Genomic DNA, 17640 nt, shown 5'->3' with positions numbered 1-17640 from the left:
ATTACGTGAAGCTGCTTAATTTCTTTGCGAAGTCGGTTCAATTCCTGTTGCTCAGGGGATAGGTTCTCTTTTTCTTTGAACGATCCAGATGTCTGGCTTTGATTCACCCACTTGTCCAATGACGAGGGTGTCAAATCATACTCCCGGATGATGTCCTTTCTTGGTTTTCCATTAAGATAGAGCTGCACGATTTGTTCCTTAAATTCAGCTGTAAATGTTCGTCGAGCTTTTTTCGTCATAGTAGATTCTCCCCTGTAGTATTTCCTGTATTCTACTTGACCTTATCTTTTCTGTCCAACTCAGTGTAGCCTATCCACAGGTTAGCTCAAGAAGGAGAAGGTAGTATAATAACATCATTGATGGCATTGAGGTGAATTATATGGAGTTTTATAGAGGAATGAGTTTTTGGGATACAGATGATGAGGAACTGAGTCCTCCTTTAACTGATTTAACTATCCAAGAGGCAGAAAAGGAATTAGGAATTAAACTTCCCCATTCTTATATTGAGTTATTGAAGGAAAAAACGGGGGTGCATTGAATTATCCATACTTTTTCATTGGTCAGGACAAGCAAAGGACATCTATGGGCTATATGGATGGCATAGACTTTGAAGGAGTAGAACGAGGAATTGGTATTTTAAAGCCAGCAGAGTGGACAAAAGAAGAAGGGTTACCTGAAGGTCTAATTGTTTTGTGGACCGACATTCACACTTGGATTGTTTTAGATTATAGAAACAAAGTTGAAAACCCATCAGTCGTTTATTTTTATGAAGATTATTCATCAGAAGATAGACAATGGAAAATCGTTGAAATCGCACCTGATTTTGATATTTTTTTAAGTAAATTATTTCGTGGTTCTACACTAAATCCAAAAGATTTAAAAGCAAGCTACGGGAGAAAGAAAGAGTAGACCTTGTTCAACAAACGGGGCAGGATAGCTCAATAAGAATAGTGAATATTTCTGGATACAAAACCATTTTTTAAGGGGGAAAGCTATGAATGAATTTACCCTTGTTAAAGAAGTTATAGATGAATGGGACCCATTGAATTTACTTGCTATTCATTGTCCAGATGATGAGTATGATGGAGAAATAGGTGATATTGTAAAGCTTCTACCTAATGTAAAATCAGTTGATGAATTGTCATTAGGGATACATAAAGTGTTTGTTAAATGGTTTGGTGAAGATTTTTTAGAAGCAGAAAAATATAGTATTCAAAAGTGCAATCCCATTGCAATAAAGATTTGGAATCGAATTTTCGATAAATAATTTGTTTCACTAACGAGGGCTTTAGCTGAACAACGGAGGTAGCTGCGGCATCTCCTTTTCTTACTGAGCAAACGGGGCAGAATAGCTGAATAACTGGATGTATCTTAGAACGCCGAATACAGCGTTTTTTCACGATTTAATTTGCATGTTTGATGTATAATTAAGTTAAAAAATTTGAATTTTTTTAAATGGTGAGGTGGTCTAATGCTTCTTCTTCGTAATGGAGTAACTGGTTTTAGTAATAGTGAAAAAGATACACCTCCATCTGTTGATGGGCAAAGGTTCGAACAACTTTGCAGGAAAGTAGCCAAACTCATTGGTGGAAAAGTTTCATCCTTTAGAAAACCATTTGCACATTATCCTTCAAATTTCTATGAAGCGAAACTTGGTAATAAGAATATTTATATTTTACTAAATGGTCATTACCCATTTGTAGCCTTTGCTTCTTTTATTCAATACACTGAAATCAAATTTATAGATGAACCCCAACTATATAAAGCATTTAATTCATTTAATTATAGGGTATTGACTACAAACGAATTAAACAAACCAATACGATTAGTGGAAAAAGATGGGATGCTTGTTGTTGAAAATCAAAATAATTTAAATGAAGGCGAAATGCTGCAAATGGAAGATTGGAAACCAAAAACCTATGGAGAGATAATATTTAACTTTTGGGATTAAATGAAAGAACGATTATTTTTTGTTTTGATATAGAAGTTATTACGCTAACGGGGTGCTTGAGTTGAAGAACAAGGGTTGCTGCGGTTAACGGGGCAGGTTCGTTTAGGAAAGGGGTTTTTTTATGAATTATTCTGAACTGCTTCAATACCAAGGTTATATTTACTTAAACTCAGTATTCGAACCCTTAATCGTTGATATTGATCGTTGTAAAATAAATGGAATTCCAGTCGGTGAGAATGATACTTCTTCGTCTTATGGATCCATAGATGTGGATGACACACTTCCCATTATTCGACTTAAATTTGATTGGTATATTGCTTACTCAGTTAGAAATGAGAGTTTTACCGCTATGGATAAGTACGAGGTTTATGAGGGAAGGGTTTTTTCGCTTTATTCAAAATCCCGATACCTAGACTTTATTGAAGTCAGCACCATAGCTGACGATATATATCCTGGACCATTCAAACATTATGGGATAAATGCTTTAAATCACATAATTGATGTGATATCGACTGAATCTCCAAGCGTTTCAGTAATACAAAGAAATGCTCAGCAAGAGTAAGGGAAAACCAATAGATTGTGAAGAAATGTACTTAAACAAACGGGGGCTTTGCTTCAATAAGAAGTAAGGCTTTTTTATTGTACTAACAGGGCAGGTTAGCTTAATAAGGATTATGATAGATATCAGGTGAAATTAATACTTTAAGGGGAAAGACTGTATGGAAAATGAACAATTAAAAACTTTTGATGAATACAGAAATCAAATAGGTGTTGCTACTCGTGAAGAGGTACATAGACTTGGATATTGGCACGAGGCTTTTCACTGTTGGTTTATTAGTAAAGAGAAGGGAATTGATTATCTTTATTTACAACTCCGTAGTAATACAAAAAAGGACTATCCAAATCTTTTGGATATTACGGCTGCTGGGCATTTACTGGCTAATGAAACAGTTCAAGATGGTGTAAGAGAGATTAAGGAAGAAGTGGGGATTGATATTTCCTTTCAGGAATTAATACCGTTGGGAATAATAGACTACTGTGTAATAAAAGAAGATTTTATAGATAAGGAATTAGCAAATGTATTTTTGTATAAAAGTGAAAAATCCCTTGATGACTTTACTCTTCAAGAAGAAGAAGTTGCAGGGATTGTGAAAGCTGAATTTAACCATTTTGTTGAACTTTGGTTTGGTGAAAGAGAAACAATTAAGATAAGAGGATTTGAAATAAAAAAGGATGGAAATAAAATTTTGATTGATGAGAATGTAGGAAGGGATAAATTTGTACCTCATCAAATTGAGTTTTATAAGAATGTTATTCAAAAAATTAAAGAAAAGATTTAATTGACTAAATGTTCTTCAACAAACGGGGCAGGTTTGTTGAACAAGGACTAGAATTAATTGTACATAGTTAAATAAACTGGATCAGAGGTGGATGTTTGTGAAACATTTTCCTGATGAGTTGGAATTTATATCACTATTTTCAAGTGAACCTGTAAAGCGTTATAACGATTTACCTTTTGAATACGAAGAGTCTACATTTAGATTTGAAAATGCTACGGAGACGTTTATTGTTAAGATGCGTCCGATTGATGGCGAATTCCTTTTAGAGGTAAAAAATAAAAATGATGGAGCATTGATAGCTCATTACGACTTTAAAACAGTTGGAAACTTAGAAATAATAAAGGATGATAAAGAATCATCAAAAGTTTTATTATTTTTAGATGATGACAGAACACGCTTTATTACAACAGTGGAACTTTCATTTAAACCGAAATTCTGCTCCATTTTTAAAGAACAGTTTGATGGATAGTTAATCTTTAACTAAAGGCGACACTACTTTAATAATAAGTGGTGCCGCCTTTTTTATTGAACAAACGGGGCAGGTTAGTGAAACAAGAAATAATTGGAATGGATGGAGTTCCCAAAAGAGTGTATCGTTCCTTTTAGGATATATAAATTTTAAGATAAAGGAAGATTACTTTGAAACTTACAAAAGGTGATTTGCTTGGTGCTGTTCTGTGGGGAGGACTAGTCACAATTATTTTAAATATCATTAACCCTTCTCAATTTAATTTTATTGTGGAATTTATCATTGTGTTTTTGATTGGGGGCTTTGGAGCGATAGTTGGGGGCTAAATAGATTTTAGGAATAGAAGAAATAAAAAAGGATAATTTTCTTCTTCAACAACGGGTAGGTTAGTTTAAAAAAAGAATAACAAAACAGATATTAAATGATTTACGCCTATTTGGTACTAATATACATTACAAGTTTCTTAAGACTGAATTTATAATATAGCTATCAACTTGTTAAAGGGGCAGGTTATGTTATATATTTTAGCAACCTTGTTTTTCTTATTTGGTGGTATTGGGATTTTCTATTTTAACTGGGAAATGATTAAGACTGAATTTGACATAATTAAAAAGGACCCTAATGAGGCAAGGTCCTGGTTTCTCATCTTATTAGAAATTGGCACTTTAAATAACTTGTCAGGGCTTTTTGGGGGATTGGTTATGACATTGATTGGAATAGGGATTCCTATCTTTTTTATTGTAGCTATGCTTCTGTAATAGGATAAACAAAAATAACGAAACTTAAATAAACCTATGTCCTTGTTAAACTAACGGGGGCTTGAGTTCAACAATCGAAGGCTGCTTCAGCAGCCTTTTTCTAATGTAGCTAATGGGGACAGAATACTAGTTAAATGCTATGCTGTTGAAAAATGCTATTTTATAGAGTGAAAGTAAGGGTGAACGGAATGAAAAATAAGTTAAAACCCATTTTAGTAACAGTGATCGTAATATTTGCTGTATATATGACTGGTAAATATGTATTGGATTCATTATTTGGTGATATGTGTGGGAATGAGGTTGTACAAAAAGTCCCTTCTCCTAGTGGTAAAAAAGTGGCTTATATTTTTACTAGAGATTGTGGGGCAACAACAGGATTTGCACCCCAGCTATCAATCTTGGACAAAGGTGATAAATTCCAAAACAAATCCGGAAATACATTTAGGTCGGATAAAGATTTCTCTATTGGCTGGATTGACGATAAGAGATTACAAGTCATTTACGATAAAAAATCTAACACTTACGAAATGGACAAAAGGGTGAATGGGATTAAGGTTGAATATGTAGGAAAGTAAGAGTTGAAAAGATTATATCTTGTTGAACGGGGGCTTTAGCTGAAGAATGGAGGTAGCTGCGGCACCTCTTTTTTATTCAACAAACGAAGCAGGATAGTTGAAGAAAGAGATGTTAATTACAACATCTCTTTTCTACCTATATACCCCTTTGTTCTTCAGTTTTCAGCATTTCCTCATCTATGATGTCAACCAATTCTTGAATACTATACATATAAAGAACAACTTCTTTAAGAAGAACTCCTTTAGGACCTTCTTGAATATGAACCTCGCCTTCAATTCGTATCTTTGTCGGCTTTCCTTTATAAATAACATCAAAGGTTCCAAATCCTTTAACTTCATTGTGTTTCATTGTGTCGATTTCAGAATGAATCGTATTGATTTCGTCTTGACTAAAACCTGAATCCAATACTGAGGATGATAAATGTTTTAAAAAAGGTTCTACTTCTTCGAGGTCAAAATTCATTCCTGCTGCATATGGTGCTTCATTATAGGCGTTTTTTTTGTTAAACATATAAATAGTACCTCCAACTAAAAGTATTATAACAAGACCGATAATTAAACCTTTAATATGTCTCCCCCCTTGCCTTTCATCTATTATAAAACAACATTTAATTGCCACTAACTATATAAATAATTCCAAATTATTCTGATAGGAAAGGATAGTGGTGGAAGGTTTCTTATTCAACAAACGGGTTAGTTCAACAAAAGCTTGAACATTTATGTTATTCTCAATGTAAATAATTGACCGATAAGGTGATGGATGTTTATGAATAAGCAGTTTGAAATAAAAATCTTGAAACAGGATTGGCTGGGTTCCCCAGAAGAAGATTTATGTTCCCACGGTGAAATATACTTGAATGTCAATGGCGTTATTATTACGCAATCTGGTATAGATGAAGACTGGGGAATTAGTGAGTCTGCTTTAGCTCTGTTAAGGACTCTTGATGGCGATTATATTTGTGATCCTGATAACGATTGGGGACTAATACTCCACGGTTGCGGCACGATTTTGATGATGGGCTGCCCTATTTCAATTCATTGGACTGTAAAGCACCTTGGGGACCAAGTGAGATTATCGGATTTTGTTAAAGTGGCTACAACAGATCATCAGACGGGAAGCATCTATTACCCAGGACTAAAGGTTACAATTAGTACAAAAGAATATAAAGAGCTGATTGTTTCATTCGCCATACAAGCAAAGAAGCTATTTAAAGATTCTAAGGAAAAACAGATTGATGATGACTTTGATGAAGAAATGTATGAAAGCTTTTGGGATGAATATAACGAATTATTGGAGCTTTACTCACAAGAAAACTAATGGAAATGTCATAAGGGTTCTTATGTAACGGGTGGCGATTCTTCAATAAGATGGATCGCTTTTTCTTATTGAACAAACGGGGCAGGTTAGTTCAATAAGGATTATGATAAAGCGGAGTCAAACTATCTTATAAAGGGTGACTTTTATGGATAATAGATACTTTGAATCAGATAATTATAAGGGTCCCCATATTCATATAGATAATTGGGAACCTTTTTGGGCAGAAGCAATTGCTTGGGAACGGATAGACGGAAGCTGGGATGTCATGTTTTATGATTTCAAGAGTCAAGAAGAATTTGACTTACTCTTTGGAACAAAAGAATACTATAAAGATGAAGTAGGAGGAGTTTTTCTCTTTAATGCTCAAACGGATGAGGAGTGTACAGACAAGTTCATTAGATGGGTTCATTCAAACTTACTGCCGTTAAGAACAAATAAGTAATACTTCTTGTTGCACTAACGGGGGCTAGAATTAAACAAGTTAGGGCTGCTGCGGCAGCCTTTTCCTTATTTGACTAACGGAGCAGTTTAGTTTAATAAGGAGACATTTTTTTGGGGAAACTACCTACCGAGGAAAAGCATAATAATTATGAAATGGAGATAACCAATTGAACGTTTCTGTAAAACTAATTCTTGGTTTATTATTGATCGTTAATTTGATATTAGGAATTGAAGCGAATTTAGTACAAGCAATTAAATATAATCATAACTCGATCACTATTCCAGAATTAAAAAAGAAAGTTGATTTTAAGGTTCTTACTCCTAAAGAGATACCGTCGCATTGGACTCTGGACATCAAAACATATCCTTGGGGTGAAAAGGAAGATATAACTGATTTCAGATTACATTATATGGATAAGTATGATGAGCATTTGATGTTTGGTATTGGAGAAAGGAAGGCTTCTGGTCGTTTAGAGAAGCCTGAGTACAGTGGGAAGACAGTTAATATAAATGGTTATAAAGGATATTTTTCACCATTTAAAGCTTCCAGAAGAAATGAACACCCTATTGGTGGAATCTTGTGTTGGGTTCAAAATGATACTTACTTAGAAATGGATAGCTCCACATTAACAAAAAATGAGATGATTAATATAGCTGAATCAATGGAATAAGAATGAATTTAAGTTGTTCTTCAGCTAACAGGGCGAGCCTTTACTAGGGTTCGTCTTTTTTCTTGAACAAACAGGGCAGATTAGTGGAAGAAGCAATGATAAAATATATGTAGTTAATTGGGCTGAAAAGTAGGTGTAGAGCTATGTTAAAGAATAATAGAGGAAATATTAACGAAATAATTTACAATAACACTGTTTACTATAATGGAAAATATAGATATTACCCGACTATTACAGGGTTAAAGGGCATATTAGAAGAAATTATTAGCTCTAATTCAACTACCGATTACATTAGGATTACACCATTCTATGTCAATGAACAGTTGGAAAGGCAAATTGAATTTGAAGAATATATGTTTTATATAGAGTGCCGAGAATGGTTTGACGAGGAAATTCAAGGGATGCACGTCAAAGAATGCTTTAATGTGGAGGATACCCAAAGAACTCTTAAGGATTTAGAGTTAGGAGCAATACTATATCCTTTATGTAAAAGCAACGATGTTGACTCTTATAAAAAGGCACTCACAAAATATAAAGAAGCTTTAAAGGAGATTCTTATCCAGATGATGAAGATTGCAAAATCAGAAATGGAATTAAAAGAAGAACATTTACCTTTTGGATATTTCTGCTTCGAAATTCATAGTGGATAATACGTTGTTTCACTAACAGGGGTACTACTTCAATAAGTAGTGCCGTCTTTTTTTCTTGAATTAACGGGGCAGGTTAGGTTGAATATGTAGGAAATTAAGAATTGAAAAGATTATTTCTTGTTTAACTAACGGTGGCTTGAGTTGAGCAACAGGGGGGCTGCGGCGGACCTTTTTTATTGTGTTAACGGGAGGTTAGTTAAATAAGAGGTATAATTTTCAAAGGAGAAATTTTAGATTAAATAATGTATAAAGGAGATTAGTGATGGAGTTTGACTTGACTATAAATTCTAAAAGACGATGTGAAAATTTTATAAGAAGAGTGTCAGAAAGTAAGACGGTTTGGGGATTAAAGAGCAAAGATGGATGGTGTGTGTGTGAATCGAACGAATATGAAGATACAGAGGTTATACTTTTTTGGTCAGATGAAGCATATGCGCGGCAATGTGTAGTTGAAGAATGGTCGAATTATAAGCCAACATCCATTGATGGTGAGTTCTTTTAGAGGTAAAGAACAAAAATGATGGTGCATTGGTAGCTTATTACGATTTTAAAACGGTTGGAAGCTTAGAAATAATAAAGGATGATAAAGGATCAGCAAAAGTTTTATTATTCTTGGATCGCGACAGATCACGCTTTATTACAACAGTAGAGCTCACATTCAAGCCGAAATTCTACTCGATTATTAAAGAGCAATTAGATGGATAATTAACCAACTTCCAATAACAGAAGAGTTCAATAAAGGAAGGTTGAAGGTTGCTGTGGCAACTTTTTTTTGTGTTAATAGGGCAGATTAGTTGAGCACGAGGATATATATTATGATTAAAGAAATGAACCAAACAGTAAGCAAGGGAGGTACACAGTATATGTCACATCCGTATGAACAATTTGAAGGCACACCTTTATGGGAAACTATTAATAAAGGTATAGATGACCTTGTAGAAAATAACGATATTGAAGAAACGACACGCAGAGAATACATAGTTGGATACCTTTGCAAGTTAATAAATGAATCAGTAACGAAAAAAAATGAATAGTTCGTGTTGAACACGAGGCAGTTAGTTCAATAAGCATATGTTAAGAATAAATGAAAGTAAGCGCAAGAATGGCGATGATGTTGGGAGGAAGTCCAATTGAATGATACAAAATTTGTTTGGGGTATATTTGTAGCAAACAGGACAGGGAAATTTCCTAACTTTTTCCCTGTAGGTATTTATTCCACTCATAAAAAGGCAGAGGAAGAACTGAAAAATTTGCCAAGAGACAATAATTATCAATTGTTAAAATTACCAATAGACAGTTTCTTCGGGTATTTTAATAAAAGTGGGGATTTAGTTGGAATGGATGCTATACATCACGAGCACTTTGACTATCGAGATGAAGAAAATTAAACAAAGCGCTTGTTAAACTAACAGATGGTATTGGCGAAAAATCTAAGGAGTATAAGATGTTTAAGACAATTGAATGGCGTATATATATAAACGCAACTTCAAAAGAAAAGGCACAAAGAGTAATAAAGAGATTAACTCAAAAAGTTGGAGATATAGAAATTTTATCGCTGCAACAATATTGGAAAGATAAGGCGTTATTTGAGTTAGAATGTAGTACTGAATTACAAATTGAAGAACCAGAAAAGGCAGTGTTTTATGTTCTTCAGTTAGCCAACCAACTTGGAAGAGATATAAATGTAACTGGTCCTTTTACATACGAAGAAAATCATATAGAGTTTGAAGGCATTTGTGCAACACCTACTGTAGTAAGGGTTAATTGGCTTCATTTTCATATAGATAATTTTAGATAAGCCTTGTTTAACTAACAAATAGCTTCGACTAAAGAATGAGGATTGATTAACCATTTAATTATTATACTCATAGGGCATTTTAGTTTAACAAGAAATGATAAAATAAAATACTTTGGAGGGAAATGATTTGGAAAATGAGCAATGGGAAGAACAAATGTTAGAAGAATATGGCTGGTATATGGACGTCATTTATGCTGAAGAGTATGATGGAATTCACTCTAATTATCATACACACGGAGTTCAAGAGAACTTTAATCATATGGATTTTCAAATAGTACTTAATATGGATCCTGAAGTGGCAAATGATGTTTTCTTTACTTTAATTGATGACATAAATAATGGTAAGAGGTTTGAGGAAGGCAAAGAATACTCTGACATAATAGAAGGACTTAAAGTGACATTTAAACAATATAGAGAAATGGGGCGGGACGTGTTAAGAGTTCTTCTGCCTGATGAAAATGGAATTCTTCCAACTGAAAATGGCTGTGATGAATATTATAAAACTCAGCTTGATGACTATGATTTTGAGAATATTGACTAAAAAAGTTACTGAACTAACAAGTGCGATTTTTCAACAAGAAGGATTGTTTTTCTTAATTAAACAAACGAGGAGTTTAGTTTAATAAGCTACTAAACTAAAATATACAGTAGATAATTCTTAAAGAGGTTTATTTATGTTTGAAATAAGAACGTTCTTAGAGTTACATTGTTATGACTATACTGACCCTTATTATAAAAAAAATCCTGAAGGAAAATACATATCTTTGGATGATTCTTCGAAATTCAGAGAGTATATTGAGCACAGTAATTTCACGTCTAAGCATATTCAAATGCTTATTACAATTAAGTACAAGAATGAAATTGTGGTTGGAATTGATGGGCCAAGTGGTCTAGATTTATGGGAACAGAGTTATATGGCTCTGGTTGAGAATTATTTAGACCAGGAAAAGGTTAATGTTATGTACGGTATCGAGCCAATTGTTATGAGAATAAAATCATTAGACAACCACTTATTCGAGTTCTCTATCACAGATGAATGGAAACCTATTGAGGTTTATGCTAAAGCTGTCCTGCCTAAGAAGGAATTCTTTGAAACAATTTTAGATGGAGCAGAGCACTTTTGGAATACATTGAACAATTATAAAGTGTTTGAAAAAATGGATATAAAAGAAAAAGGCCTAATAGAATACCCGGTACTAATGGCTGAGAAAGTTGAAAAATTAAGAGAGGAGATAAAAACCTTATTGAACTAACAGATGACTTAGATTTAAGAATAGGGATTGTTGCGGCAATCCCTTTGTTCTTGTCTAACAAACGGACCGATTAGTGAGATAAGAAAAGGAACGATACTTTTCTTATCGAATTAACAAGTACAATGATTATTTAGAAAAAAGGAGTTAAGATAATGATTAAATTAGGGGATACAGAAAATTATCTTAAAAATAAAATTGCTGAAAACTCCAGTGATATAACAAAGGTTTGGGAAGCGTTTAAATCGTTTGGACGAGAACACGTAGAAGGCGAAGAGGAGATTGCCCTTCTCTTTCAATGTGGAGTATATGACTTTACAGGTGAAGAACTATTTTATTTCCATTTTGTTAGGCAATTTACCATATATGACGATGAAGAGTATTCTCATATGGAGCAACTACACTGTGAATTTGTCTTTGAACCAACAGATGATCTGAGAGAACTGGAAACTTCACAGTGGTATTTTGAAAACGATGGTGATGTAGAGGATTTTTTCATAGAAATTGAAAATATTGAAGAGTTCAAAGTACCAATGAAAAGGAAGCCAATTCGTTTAAGTGTATATCAGGAAGAAGTATAAGTTTTATTTAGTTAACAATGCCTTGAGTTTAATAAAACAAGCTTGCAGCGACAGTCAGTGGCTAAAAATACAGTGAAGTTTATGTGAAATTAGGTGAAGAAATGGATGGATATTTCAATTAAGTTTAGCGATGTTGATTTTTCGCCTTTTTTGGGTCTAAAGGTTACTGAGGTGACTCCAATTGGAGTAGAGTTAATAAACATTAAATTTGAGAATGGTAACTTAAATGTGGAATGCCCTTGGAGATTAAGACATAGGAGCGGTATTTTAGTAGGTTCTACGGAACAACCAGGAAACGATTTTATTTCCATTTTAAAAAAGCATTTATTAAGGGCTCCAATTACAAATATTTATCATTTTGATCCAACGGAAGATTTGATAATTGAATTTAATAAAGAATTGTATTTAGACTTATTTGCTGATTCTACAGCTTTTGAACAGTATCAATTGTATGAAGGAGAAAGTCTGTTTTTGATTGGCAAATAAACGATGATCTTCAGCTAACGAGGGCGTGAGCTGGAGGTGATAACAAACAAAAGGGCCGTTTTTGGTCCTTTTTCTCCTGGTGAAATATCAACTTTGCTATTCAACAGAGCAAAAAATCAAGAGTTGAAGAAAGGTGTATGTGAAAATGAGTATAGTCAATTATCTTGGTTGCAACTTTACTCTGCCTATTAGTGATGATGATAGTGATGATAAAGTCTTAGTTGGTGAGTGGCTTATAAATGATGAAATAAAACAAAAATTGAAAAAGCACCTTTCAACTACACAAGTTTACGAAATCCTCACTGATGGACATATAGGGATAAAGTTTAACGATGATTATAAAATGCGGCACCCAAGAAGTAATATGGAAGCACAAGAGAGCTTTCTTGCGCTATGTAGACTTTTAGATAGTTATCTAAAAGAAGGCGATTATTGTGAATTGTACATTTGTTGGGCTGGTGATGAGGAAGAAGATAGAGATGTAGAATTAGACCAGACCATAAATCTTAATAATATTAACATCAATGACATCCAAATATATGAGAAGACACTATTGGTAATAAAAAAATAGTTGTTGAACGGGCAGGGCAGGTTAGTAGAAGAAGAAAAATTTATTGATTCTTTATTGTGTTTTGGGGCTAATATCGAGAAAAAAACTGTTTCTCTCGTGGAGGATTATATAATGAGTAATTATCAAGAAGGTTATTTATGTAGATGTTGTGGAAAGTATCACGATGAACTTCCAATGAGTTATGGAAGTCCTGTTCCTGATTATTGTTACGACATACCGTCAGAAGAGCAAGAAAGCCGAATAGAGATGAATGAAGATTTGTGTATTATTGACGATGAATATTTTTTTATTCGTGGGTGTATTGAGATTCCTGTAATAGATGGGGAAGAACCATTTATCTGGGATGTCTGGGTTTCATTAAGCGAAGTAAATTTTAATAAAACGAATGACTATTGGGAAGTAGAAGGAAGAGAACAAGAACTAGAGCCGATGTTTGGCTGGTTATCGACTTCAATTCCTTGTTATCCTGAAACAATAAATTTAAAAACAATGGTTCATACTCGTTCGGTTGGAGTACGTCCTTATATTGAGTTAGAACCAACTGATCATCCCTTAGCTATAGAACAAAGAGAAGGTGTGACAGTAGAGCGCATAAAGCAGATTGCACAAGAGCTATGTGATGAAGAGAAACAATAATAACTTTTCTTGTTTCACTAACGGGTGGCAAGAGTTAAAGAATGGGAGTTGCTGAGGCCTCCCTTTTTCTTATTCGACTAACGAAGCAGTTTAGTTGAAGAACAAAATAATGAAAAATTTACCACTGTAATCCTGATAAAAAATGGTTCCGTTTTAAGAATGCTCCATTTATGATTAAGAAAAATGGTTAGTCCACGATTCCTATGACGTGGCAGGAGGTCAAAAAATGGCTCAATTTTTATTTGATTTAATAGTTTTTATAGTTGTAGACATAATCATAGGTGGCATAAAGTGGTTGTTCCGTGGAGCTAAACGAATATTTAAAAAAAGTTGAATCATTCATTATTACTAAAGCTATCTGCTTTTCAGCTAACGGGGGCAGAATAGTGAAATGCTATGATTTTGAAAAACACTATTTTATGGATTGAAAGCAAGGATGTATGGAATGAAAAATAAGTTAAAACCTATTTTAATAACAGCAATCATAATATTTGTTGTATATATGGCTGGTAAATATGTATTGGATACATTATTTGGAGATATGTGTGGGAATGATATTGTACAAAAAGTCCCTTCTCCCGGTGGTAAAAAAGTGGCTTATATTTTTACTAGAGATTGTGGGGCAACAACAGGATTTTCACCCCAGTTATCAATCTTAGACAAAGGTGATAAATTCCCAAACGAATCCGGAAATACATTTAGGTCAGATAAAAGTTTCTCTATTGGCTGGATTGACGACAAGAAATTACAAGTCATTTACGATAAAAAATCTGAAACTTACGAAATGGACAAAAGGGTGAATAGTGTTAAGGTTGAATATGTAGGAAAGTAAGAATTGAAAAGATGGTATGTCAACACTAAACTAGACAGATTTTTTAAGGTGTTCAAGTTTATAATTAATTGGACTTACATAACCAAGTGTCCCATGAATTCGGATGTGGTTAAACCAGTGGACATAGTCATGTAGTTCTCTTGTTAATTCTTCTAAACTCTCAAAATGTTGACCTTTCACAAACTCTGTTTTGATGATTTTAAACGTTGCTTCAGCCACAGCGTTGTCATAGGGGCAGCCCTTCATGCTTAATGATCGTTGAATGTTAAACGTCTCTAACGCATCGTCCATTAGCTTATTTTTAAACTCATTCCCACGATCCGTATGGAAAAGCTGAATGTTACGGAGATCACCCTTGATGGAGGCGAAGGCACGATAGACGAGTAACGCATCTTTGTTCGGACCTGCGCTGTAACCCACGATTTCCCGATTAAAGAGATCGACAAATACACATACGTAATGCCATTTTTGTTTGACTCTTACGTACGTTAAATCACTTACGAGCGCTGTCATCTCTTCTTCTTGGTTGAACTCGCGGTTTAGTTCGTTCTTCTGTTCGGATTCGTTACAGGATTTCGCATGTGGTTTAAATTGAGCTATGGTGTAAGTAGAAACAAGGCCCTGTTCTTGCATAATGCGTCCAATTCTTCGTCTAGAAACGATGCGCCCACGCTTTTTTAATTCAACTTTGATTTTGCGTGTTCCATAATTTTGACGACTCGCTTGGAAAATATCAATGACATCTGAGGTCACGTCATCTACGGCTGCTCTTTCCCTAGATTCATAATAGTAGGTGCTTCTAGGCAGTTGTAGGACTTTGCACATTGCTGATATCGAGTATTTATGTTGATTGTTCCTGATCACATTTACTTTCGTCCTAGTATCAGCGCGGCTTGCTTTAAAATATCGTTCTCCATTTGAAGCTGCTTAATTTCTTTGCGAAGTCGGTTCAATTCCTGTTGCTCAGGGGATAGGTTCTCTTTTTCTTTGAACGATCCAGATGTCTGGCTTTGATTCACCCACTTGTCCAATGACGAGGGTGTCAAATCATACTCCCGGATGATGTCCTTTCTTGGTTTTCCATTAAGATAGAGCTGCACGATTTGTTCCTTAAATTCAGCTGTAAATGTTCGTCGAGCTTTTTTCGTCATAGTAGATTCTCCCCTGTAGTATTTCCTGTATTCTACTTGACCTTATCTTTTCTGTCCAACTCAGTGTAGCCTATCCAAGATTATATCTTGTTGAACGAGGGCGATTCTTTAACAAGGGATCGCCTTTCTTATTGAATAAACGGGGCAGGTTAGTAAAGAAACATTGAAGAATTGATTTTAAGAGTGGTGATATGTTGGTGAAAGTGGAAGGAATGATTCTCCTTTTAGTTGCAATTTTATCTATCCTGTTAGGAATTTATTTGTGGAGAAGGGGAAACTCGAAAGAACCATTTTGGCAGGCTTTATTTGATGTAATAGGAAATATAATAGTACGGCACCTACCGATATTTTTGACTTTCCGTGCTTGGGCTGTGTTTTTATGGCTAGTTGGATTTTTCATATTAATAGCATTTTTATTCGCAACAATCAGTAATTGGTTTTAATACAATTTTAAAGAAAAAGAAACTCGTATAATTTTTGCTTCTTCAATTAATGGGGGCTTATGTTTAAGAACGGGAGGTGCTGCGGCATCTCCTTTTCTTATTGAACTAAACCAGCTAATAGTTTGTCAACATTTTTCAATAAAAACTTAAATTATTTCATGCTATACTAAAAATACGCACACCAAATAACCTTCCACTACCTTAATTTTGGAAGGTTTTGTTTTATTTAGTTAGATATAGTCATTAAGCTATATCTTGGAAAATTGTTCTGTTTTTTAATAAGGCAAAAATCCAATGTAAGAGCTTGTTTACACAAGCAATGACAGCGACCTTAAAGGGCTTTCCTTCTTCGCGTTTCTTATCATAAAACTCCCGCATTCTTTTGTTTCTAGGGAGTATTTCATCTGTGGTTTTCTTCTTACGACAATCACGAATGGCACAACGAACTGCCATATATAAGGCATGGCGAAGTCTACTTGATCCTCTTTTAGTAATACGGTTTTGGGTAGCTCTAAATTTACCAGATTCAAATACACTAGGATCAACACCAGCGAAAGCGACAAGCTTTTTAGGGTGGTTAAATCGATCTATCTCACCGATTTCAGAAATAATCGTGGCAGCGATTTTTTCTCCAATGCCGGGGATGGATTTGATAATATTATATTCTTCAATTTCTTTAGCGAGAGCGTCTATCTCTGACTCTAATCTTGATAGATGCTCTTTGTATTGAAGAATAATGTTAATGTACATACCTAAGCTTAATATATGACTCTGGTAGACTGTTTTTTCAAAAGGATTACGAGCTGCCGCCTCTTTTAGTTTTAGAGCTTTTTCATTTGCCCATCTGATTGAGCGACTTTGACATAATTCTTTGATCTTATTCGAGATTGTTTCATCACTAGCCTTTAATATGTCTTCAGATGACGGAAACTCTTGTAATGTTAAGAGTGATACCACAGAATACAAATCACCGAAAACTCCTCGATATTCAGGAAATACCTGATCAAGTACAGCCTGAAATTGAAGCTTAGTCTGAATCATAACGCCTGTAATATTTTCGTGTTGTCTCGTAAGATTACGAAGGTTTAATAACTGAATCCCTCGCTTTTTGTATGGCTCTAATTCCTCTTTATAATACAATTCACAGAGTAGGTATGCATCGACTGCATCTGTCTTTACTTTTCTTAGACTTGAACTCTTTGCCTTATACGAAATTAAAGGATTAATAATAATTAATAAATACCCACGTTCATCTAGATATTGGACAACTGGTGTCTGATAGTGTCCAGTTGCTTCTAGAATCACAGGAGGCTTCTGACCTGTTTCTTTCTGCACATCATCTAAGAACTCTACAAGTAAACCAAGCCCATCAAGAGTATGAGATACTTTAAAGCTCTTACGAAAAGGTTTGCCTTTATCTACAAAAGCTTGAACTTGACTTTCTCCCTTTGAAATATCCAGACCAACGACTGGATTCATCCTCCATCATCTCCTAATCTCTTATTTGCCGGTACCCCTAATTCCTTCTTGCAGTGTCACAGCTTCGCTTGTTATACGAGATCTAGGTCCCAACCAGCCTCAATCATGTTTCTACAAGTAGGGGGCAAACTGTTTAGCTGACGGGATCTAGGTCCCACGGGCAGTTACGTTTTACCCCGGCTACCGTTATAATAAGACCATATAAAAAATGGTCAACCAGAAATATTTTCTTATCTGGCT

At 34.5% G+C, this 17640-nt stretch carries 28 protein-coding genes and 2 pseudogenes; 26 read left to right on the top strand and 4 right to left on the bottom strand.

What is annotated here, in order from left to right; all coding sequences use genetic code 11:
* Window positions 1-239: pseudogene (locus tag BK575_RS29080) on the bottom strand (transposase); the annotation flags it as partial.
* Between the two features lie 209 nt (window positions 240-448).
* On the opposite strand from BK575_RS29080, the pseudogene BK575_RS13110 reads away from it, so the two are divergent.
* The 9 genes and pseudogenes from BK575_RS13110 to BK575_RS13075 all read left to right on the top strand — a co-directional run.
* Window positions 449-909, top strand: a pseudogene (locus tag BK575_RS13110) (SMI1/KNR4 family protein); the annotation flags it as partial.
* Window positions 910-994: 85 nt separating this feature from the next.
* Window positions 995-1267, top strand: coding sequence for a DUF1871 family protein (locus tag BK575_RS13105; RefSeq protein WP_078410766.1), 273 nt, complete (start codon window positions 995-997; stop codon window positions 1265-1267).
* A 204-nt stretch (window positions 1268-1471) separates the two neighbouring features.
* Window positions 1472-1951: a hypothetical protein gene (locus BK575_RS13100; RefSeq protein ID WP_078410765.1), complete on the top strand. Its 480-nt coding sequence runs from the start codon at window positions 1472-1474 to the stop codon at window positions 1949-1951.
* Between the two features lie 121 nt (window positions 1952-2072).
* A complete protein-coding gene (locus BK575_RS13095) occupies window positions 2073-2513 on the top strand; it encodes a hypothetical protein (RefSeq protein WP_078410764.1) in 441 nt (146 codons plus the stop codon).
* A 157-nt stretch (window positions 2514-2670) separates the two neighbouring features.
* Window positions 2671-3291: an NUDIX hydrolase gene (locus BK575_RS13090; protein WP_078410763.1), complete on the top strand. Its 621-nt coding sequence runs from the start codon at window positions 2671-2673 to the stop codon at window positions 3289-3291.
* Window positions 3292-3388: 97 nt separating this feature from the next.
* Window positions 3389-3760 (top strand): hypothetical protein, encoded by a 372-nt coding sequence (locus BK575_RS13085; RefSeq protein ID WP_078410762.1) that lies wholly within the window; start codon window positions 3389-3391, stop codon window positions 3758-3760.
* Between the two features lie 170 nt (window positions 3761-3930).
* On the top strand, window positions 3931-4086 hold the full coding sequence (locus BK575_RS28610) for a hypothetical protein (protein ID WP_169907778.1): 156 nt from the start codon (window positions 3931-3933) through the stop codon (window positions 4084-4086).
* 186 nt (window positions 4087-4272) lie between these two features.
* Window positions 4273-4518: a hypothetical protein gene (locus tag BK575_RS13080; RefSeq protein ID WP_078410761.1), complete on the top strand. Its 246-nt coding sequence runs from the start codon at window positions 4273-4275 to the stop codon at window positions 4516-4518.
* A gap of 188 nt (window positions 4519-4706) precedes the next feature.
* Window positions 4707-5093 (top strand): hypothetical protein, encoded by a 387-nt coding sequence (locus tag BK575_RS13075; RefSeq protein WP_078410760.1) that lies wholly within the window; start codon window positions 4707-4709, stop codon window positions 5091-5093.
* Between the two features lie 136 nt (window positions 5094-5229).
* Here the strand turns inward: BK575_RS13075 and BK575_RS13070 are convergent, their stop codons facing one another.
* On the bottom strand, window positions 5230-5604 hold the full coding sequence (locus BK575_RS13070) for a hypothetical protein (RefSeq protein ID WP_078410759.1): 375 nt from the start codon (window positions 5602-5604) through the stop codon (window positions 5230-5232).
* Between the two features lie 255 nt (window positions 5605-5859).
* Between BK575_RS13070 and BK575_RS13065 the strand changes: the two genes are divergently transcribed.
* From BK575_RS13065 to BK575_RS12995, 16 genes are all read left to right on the top strand, one after another.
* Window positions 5860-6411 (top strand): hypothetical protein, encoded by a 552-nt coding sequence (locus tag BK575_RS13065; protein ID WP_078410758.1) that lies wholly within the window; start codon window positions 5860-5862, stop codon window positions 6409-6411.
* Window positions 6412-6556: 145 nt separating this feature from the next.
* Window positions 6557-6853 (top strand): hypothetical protein, encoded by a 297-nt coding sequence (locus BK575_RS13060; RefSeq protein ID WP_078410757.1) that lies wholly within the window; start codon window positions 6557-6559, stop codon window positions 6851-6853.
* 166 nt (window positions 6854-7019) lie between these two features.
* Window positions 7020-7523 carry a DUF4367 domain-containing protein gene (locus BK575_RS13055; RefSeq protein WP_078410756.1) on the top strand — a complete coding sequence of 168 codons (504 nt, stop codon included), beginning with the start codon at window positions 7020-7022 and terminating at the stop codon, window positions 7521-7523.
* Between the two features lie 143 nt (window positions 7524-7666).
* Window positions 7667-8173, top strand: a complete 507-nt coding sequence (locus tag BK575_RS13050; RefSeq protein ID WP_078410755.1) for a hypothetical protein — start codon at window positions 7667-7669, stop codon at window positions 8171-8173.
* Window positions 8174-8435: 262 nt separating this feature from the next.
* On the top strand, window positions 8436-8675 hold the full coding sequence (locus BK575_RS13045) for a DUF2750 domain-containing protein (protein ID WP_078410754.1): 240 nt from the start codon (window positions 8436-8438) through the stop codon (window positions 8673-8675).
* Window positions 8676-8701: 26 nt separating this feature from the next.
* Entirely contained in the window at window positions 8702-8878 is a 177-nt protein-coding gene (locus BK575_RS28605) for a hypothetical protein (protein WP_169907776.1), read from the top strand.
* Between the two features lie 110 nt (window positions 8879-8988).
* Window positions 8989-9207 carry a hypothetical protein gene (locus tag BK575_RS13040; protein ID WP_078410753.1) on the top strand — a complete coding sequence of 73 codons (219 nt, stop codon included), beginning with the start codon at window positions 8989-8991 and terminating at the stop codon, window positions 9205-9207.
* A gap of 96 nt (window positions 9208-9303) precedes the next feature.
* Entirely contained in the window at window positions 9304-9561 is a 258-nt protein-coding gene (locus BK575_RS13035; RefSeq protein ID WP_078410752.1) for a hypothetical protein, read from the top strand.
* Window positions 9562-9617: 56 nt separating this feature from the next.
* A complete protein-coding gene (locus tag BK575_RS13030; protein WP_078410751.1) occupies window positions 9618-9971 on the top strand; it encodes a hypothetical protein in 354 nt (117 codons plus the stop codon).
* A gap of 127 nt (window positions 9972-10098) precedes the next feature.
* Window positions 10099-10512, top strand: a complete 414-nt coding sequence (locus tag BK575_RS13025) for a DUF4262 domain-containing protein (RefSeq protein ID WP_456238397.1) — start codon at window positions 10099-10101, stop codon at window positions 10510-10512.
* Window positions 10513-10645: 133 nt separating this feature from the next.
* Complete coding sequence (locus BK575_RS13020) at window positions 10646-11224, top strand: hypothetical protein (RefSeq protein ID WP_078410750.1); 579 nt, start codon at window positions 10646-10648, stop codon at window positions 11222-11224.
* Window positions 11225-11376: 152 nt separating this feature from the next.
* Window positions 11377-11802, top strand: a complete 426-nt coding sequence (locus BK575_RS13015; RefSeq protein ID WP_078410749.1) for a hypothetical protein — start codon at window positions 11377-11379, stop codon at window positions 11800-11802.
* Between the two features lie 105 nt (window positions 11803-11907).
* On the top strand, window positions 11908-12288 hold the full coding sequence (locus BK575_RS13010) for a hypothetical protein (RefSeq protein WP_078410748.1): 381 nt from the start codon (window positions 11908-11910) through the stop codon (window positions 12286-12288).
* Between the two features lie 145 nt (window positions 12289-12433).
* The gene (locus BK575_RS13005; RefSeq protein ID WP_078410747.1) at window positions 12434-12859 is read left to right on the top strand and encodes a hypothetical protein; all 426 of its coding nucleotides are present in this window, start codon (window positions 12434-12436) and stop codon (window positions 12857-12859) included.
* Window positions 12860-12970: 111 nt separating this feature from the next.
* Window positions 12971-13495, top strand: a complete 525-nt coding sequence (locus BK575_RS13000; RefSeq protein WP_078410746.1) for a DUF2199 domain-containing protein — start codon at window positions 12971-12973, stop codon at window positions 13493-13495.
* 445 nt (window positions 13496-13940) lie between these two features.
* Window positions 13941-14327 carry a hypothetical protein gene (locus BK575_RS12995; RefSeq protein ID WP_078410745.1) on the top strand — a complete coding sequence of 129 codons (387 nt, stop codon included), beginning with the start codon at window positions 13941-13943 and terminating at the stop codon, window positions 14325-14327.
* A gap of 30 nt (window positions 14328-14357) precedes the next feature.
* On the opposite strand, the gene BK575_RS12990 is transcribed toward BK575_RS12995, so the two are convergent.
* Window positions 14358-15478 (bottom strand): IS3 family transposase gene (locus BK575_RS12990; RefSeq protein ID WP_139368028.1). Its coding sequence is split into 2 segments (ribosomal slippage): window positions 14358-15229 and window positions 15229-15478, totalling 1122 coding nucleotides; the frame shifts between segments, so codons are not numbered across the junction.
* Window positions 15479-15669: 191 nt separating this feature from the next.
* On the opposite strand from BK575_RS12990, the gene BK575_RS12985 reads away from it, so the two are divergent.
* On the top strand, window positions 15670-15921 hold the full coding sequence (locus BK575_RS12985) for a hypothetical protein (RefSeq protein ID WP_078410744.1): 252 nt from the start codon (window positions 15670-15672) through the stop codon (window positions 15919-15921).
* Between the two features lie 243 nt (window positions 15922-16164).
* Here the strand turns inward: BK575_RS12985 and BK575_RS12980 are convergent, their stop codons facing one another.
* On the bottom strand, window positions 16165-17400 hold the full coding sequence (locus BK575_RS12980; protein ID WP_078410279.1) for an IS110 family RNA-guided transposase: 1236 nt from the start codon (window positions 17398-17400) through the stop codon (window positions 16165-16167).
* Window positions 17401-17640: the final 240 nt, after the last annotated feature.

The sequence above is a fragment of the Priestia abyssalis genome, from assembly GCF_002019595.1.
In the GTDB taxonomy this organism is placed as follows: Bacteria; Bacillota; Bacilli; order Bacillales; family Bacillaceae_H; genus Bacillus_BA; species Bacillus_BA abyssalis.
This window is presented reverse-complemented; position numbering and strand designations above follow the sequence as displayed.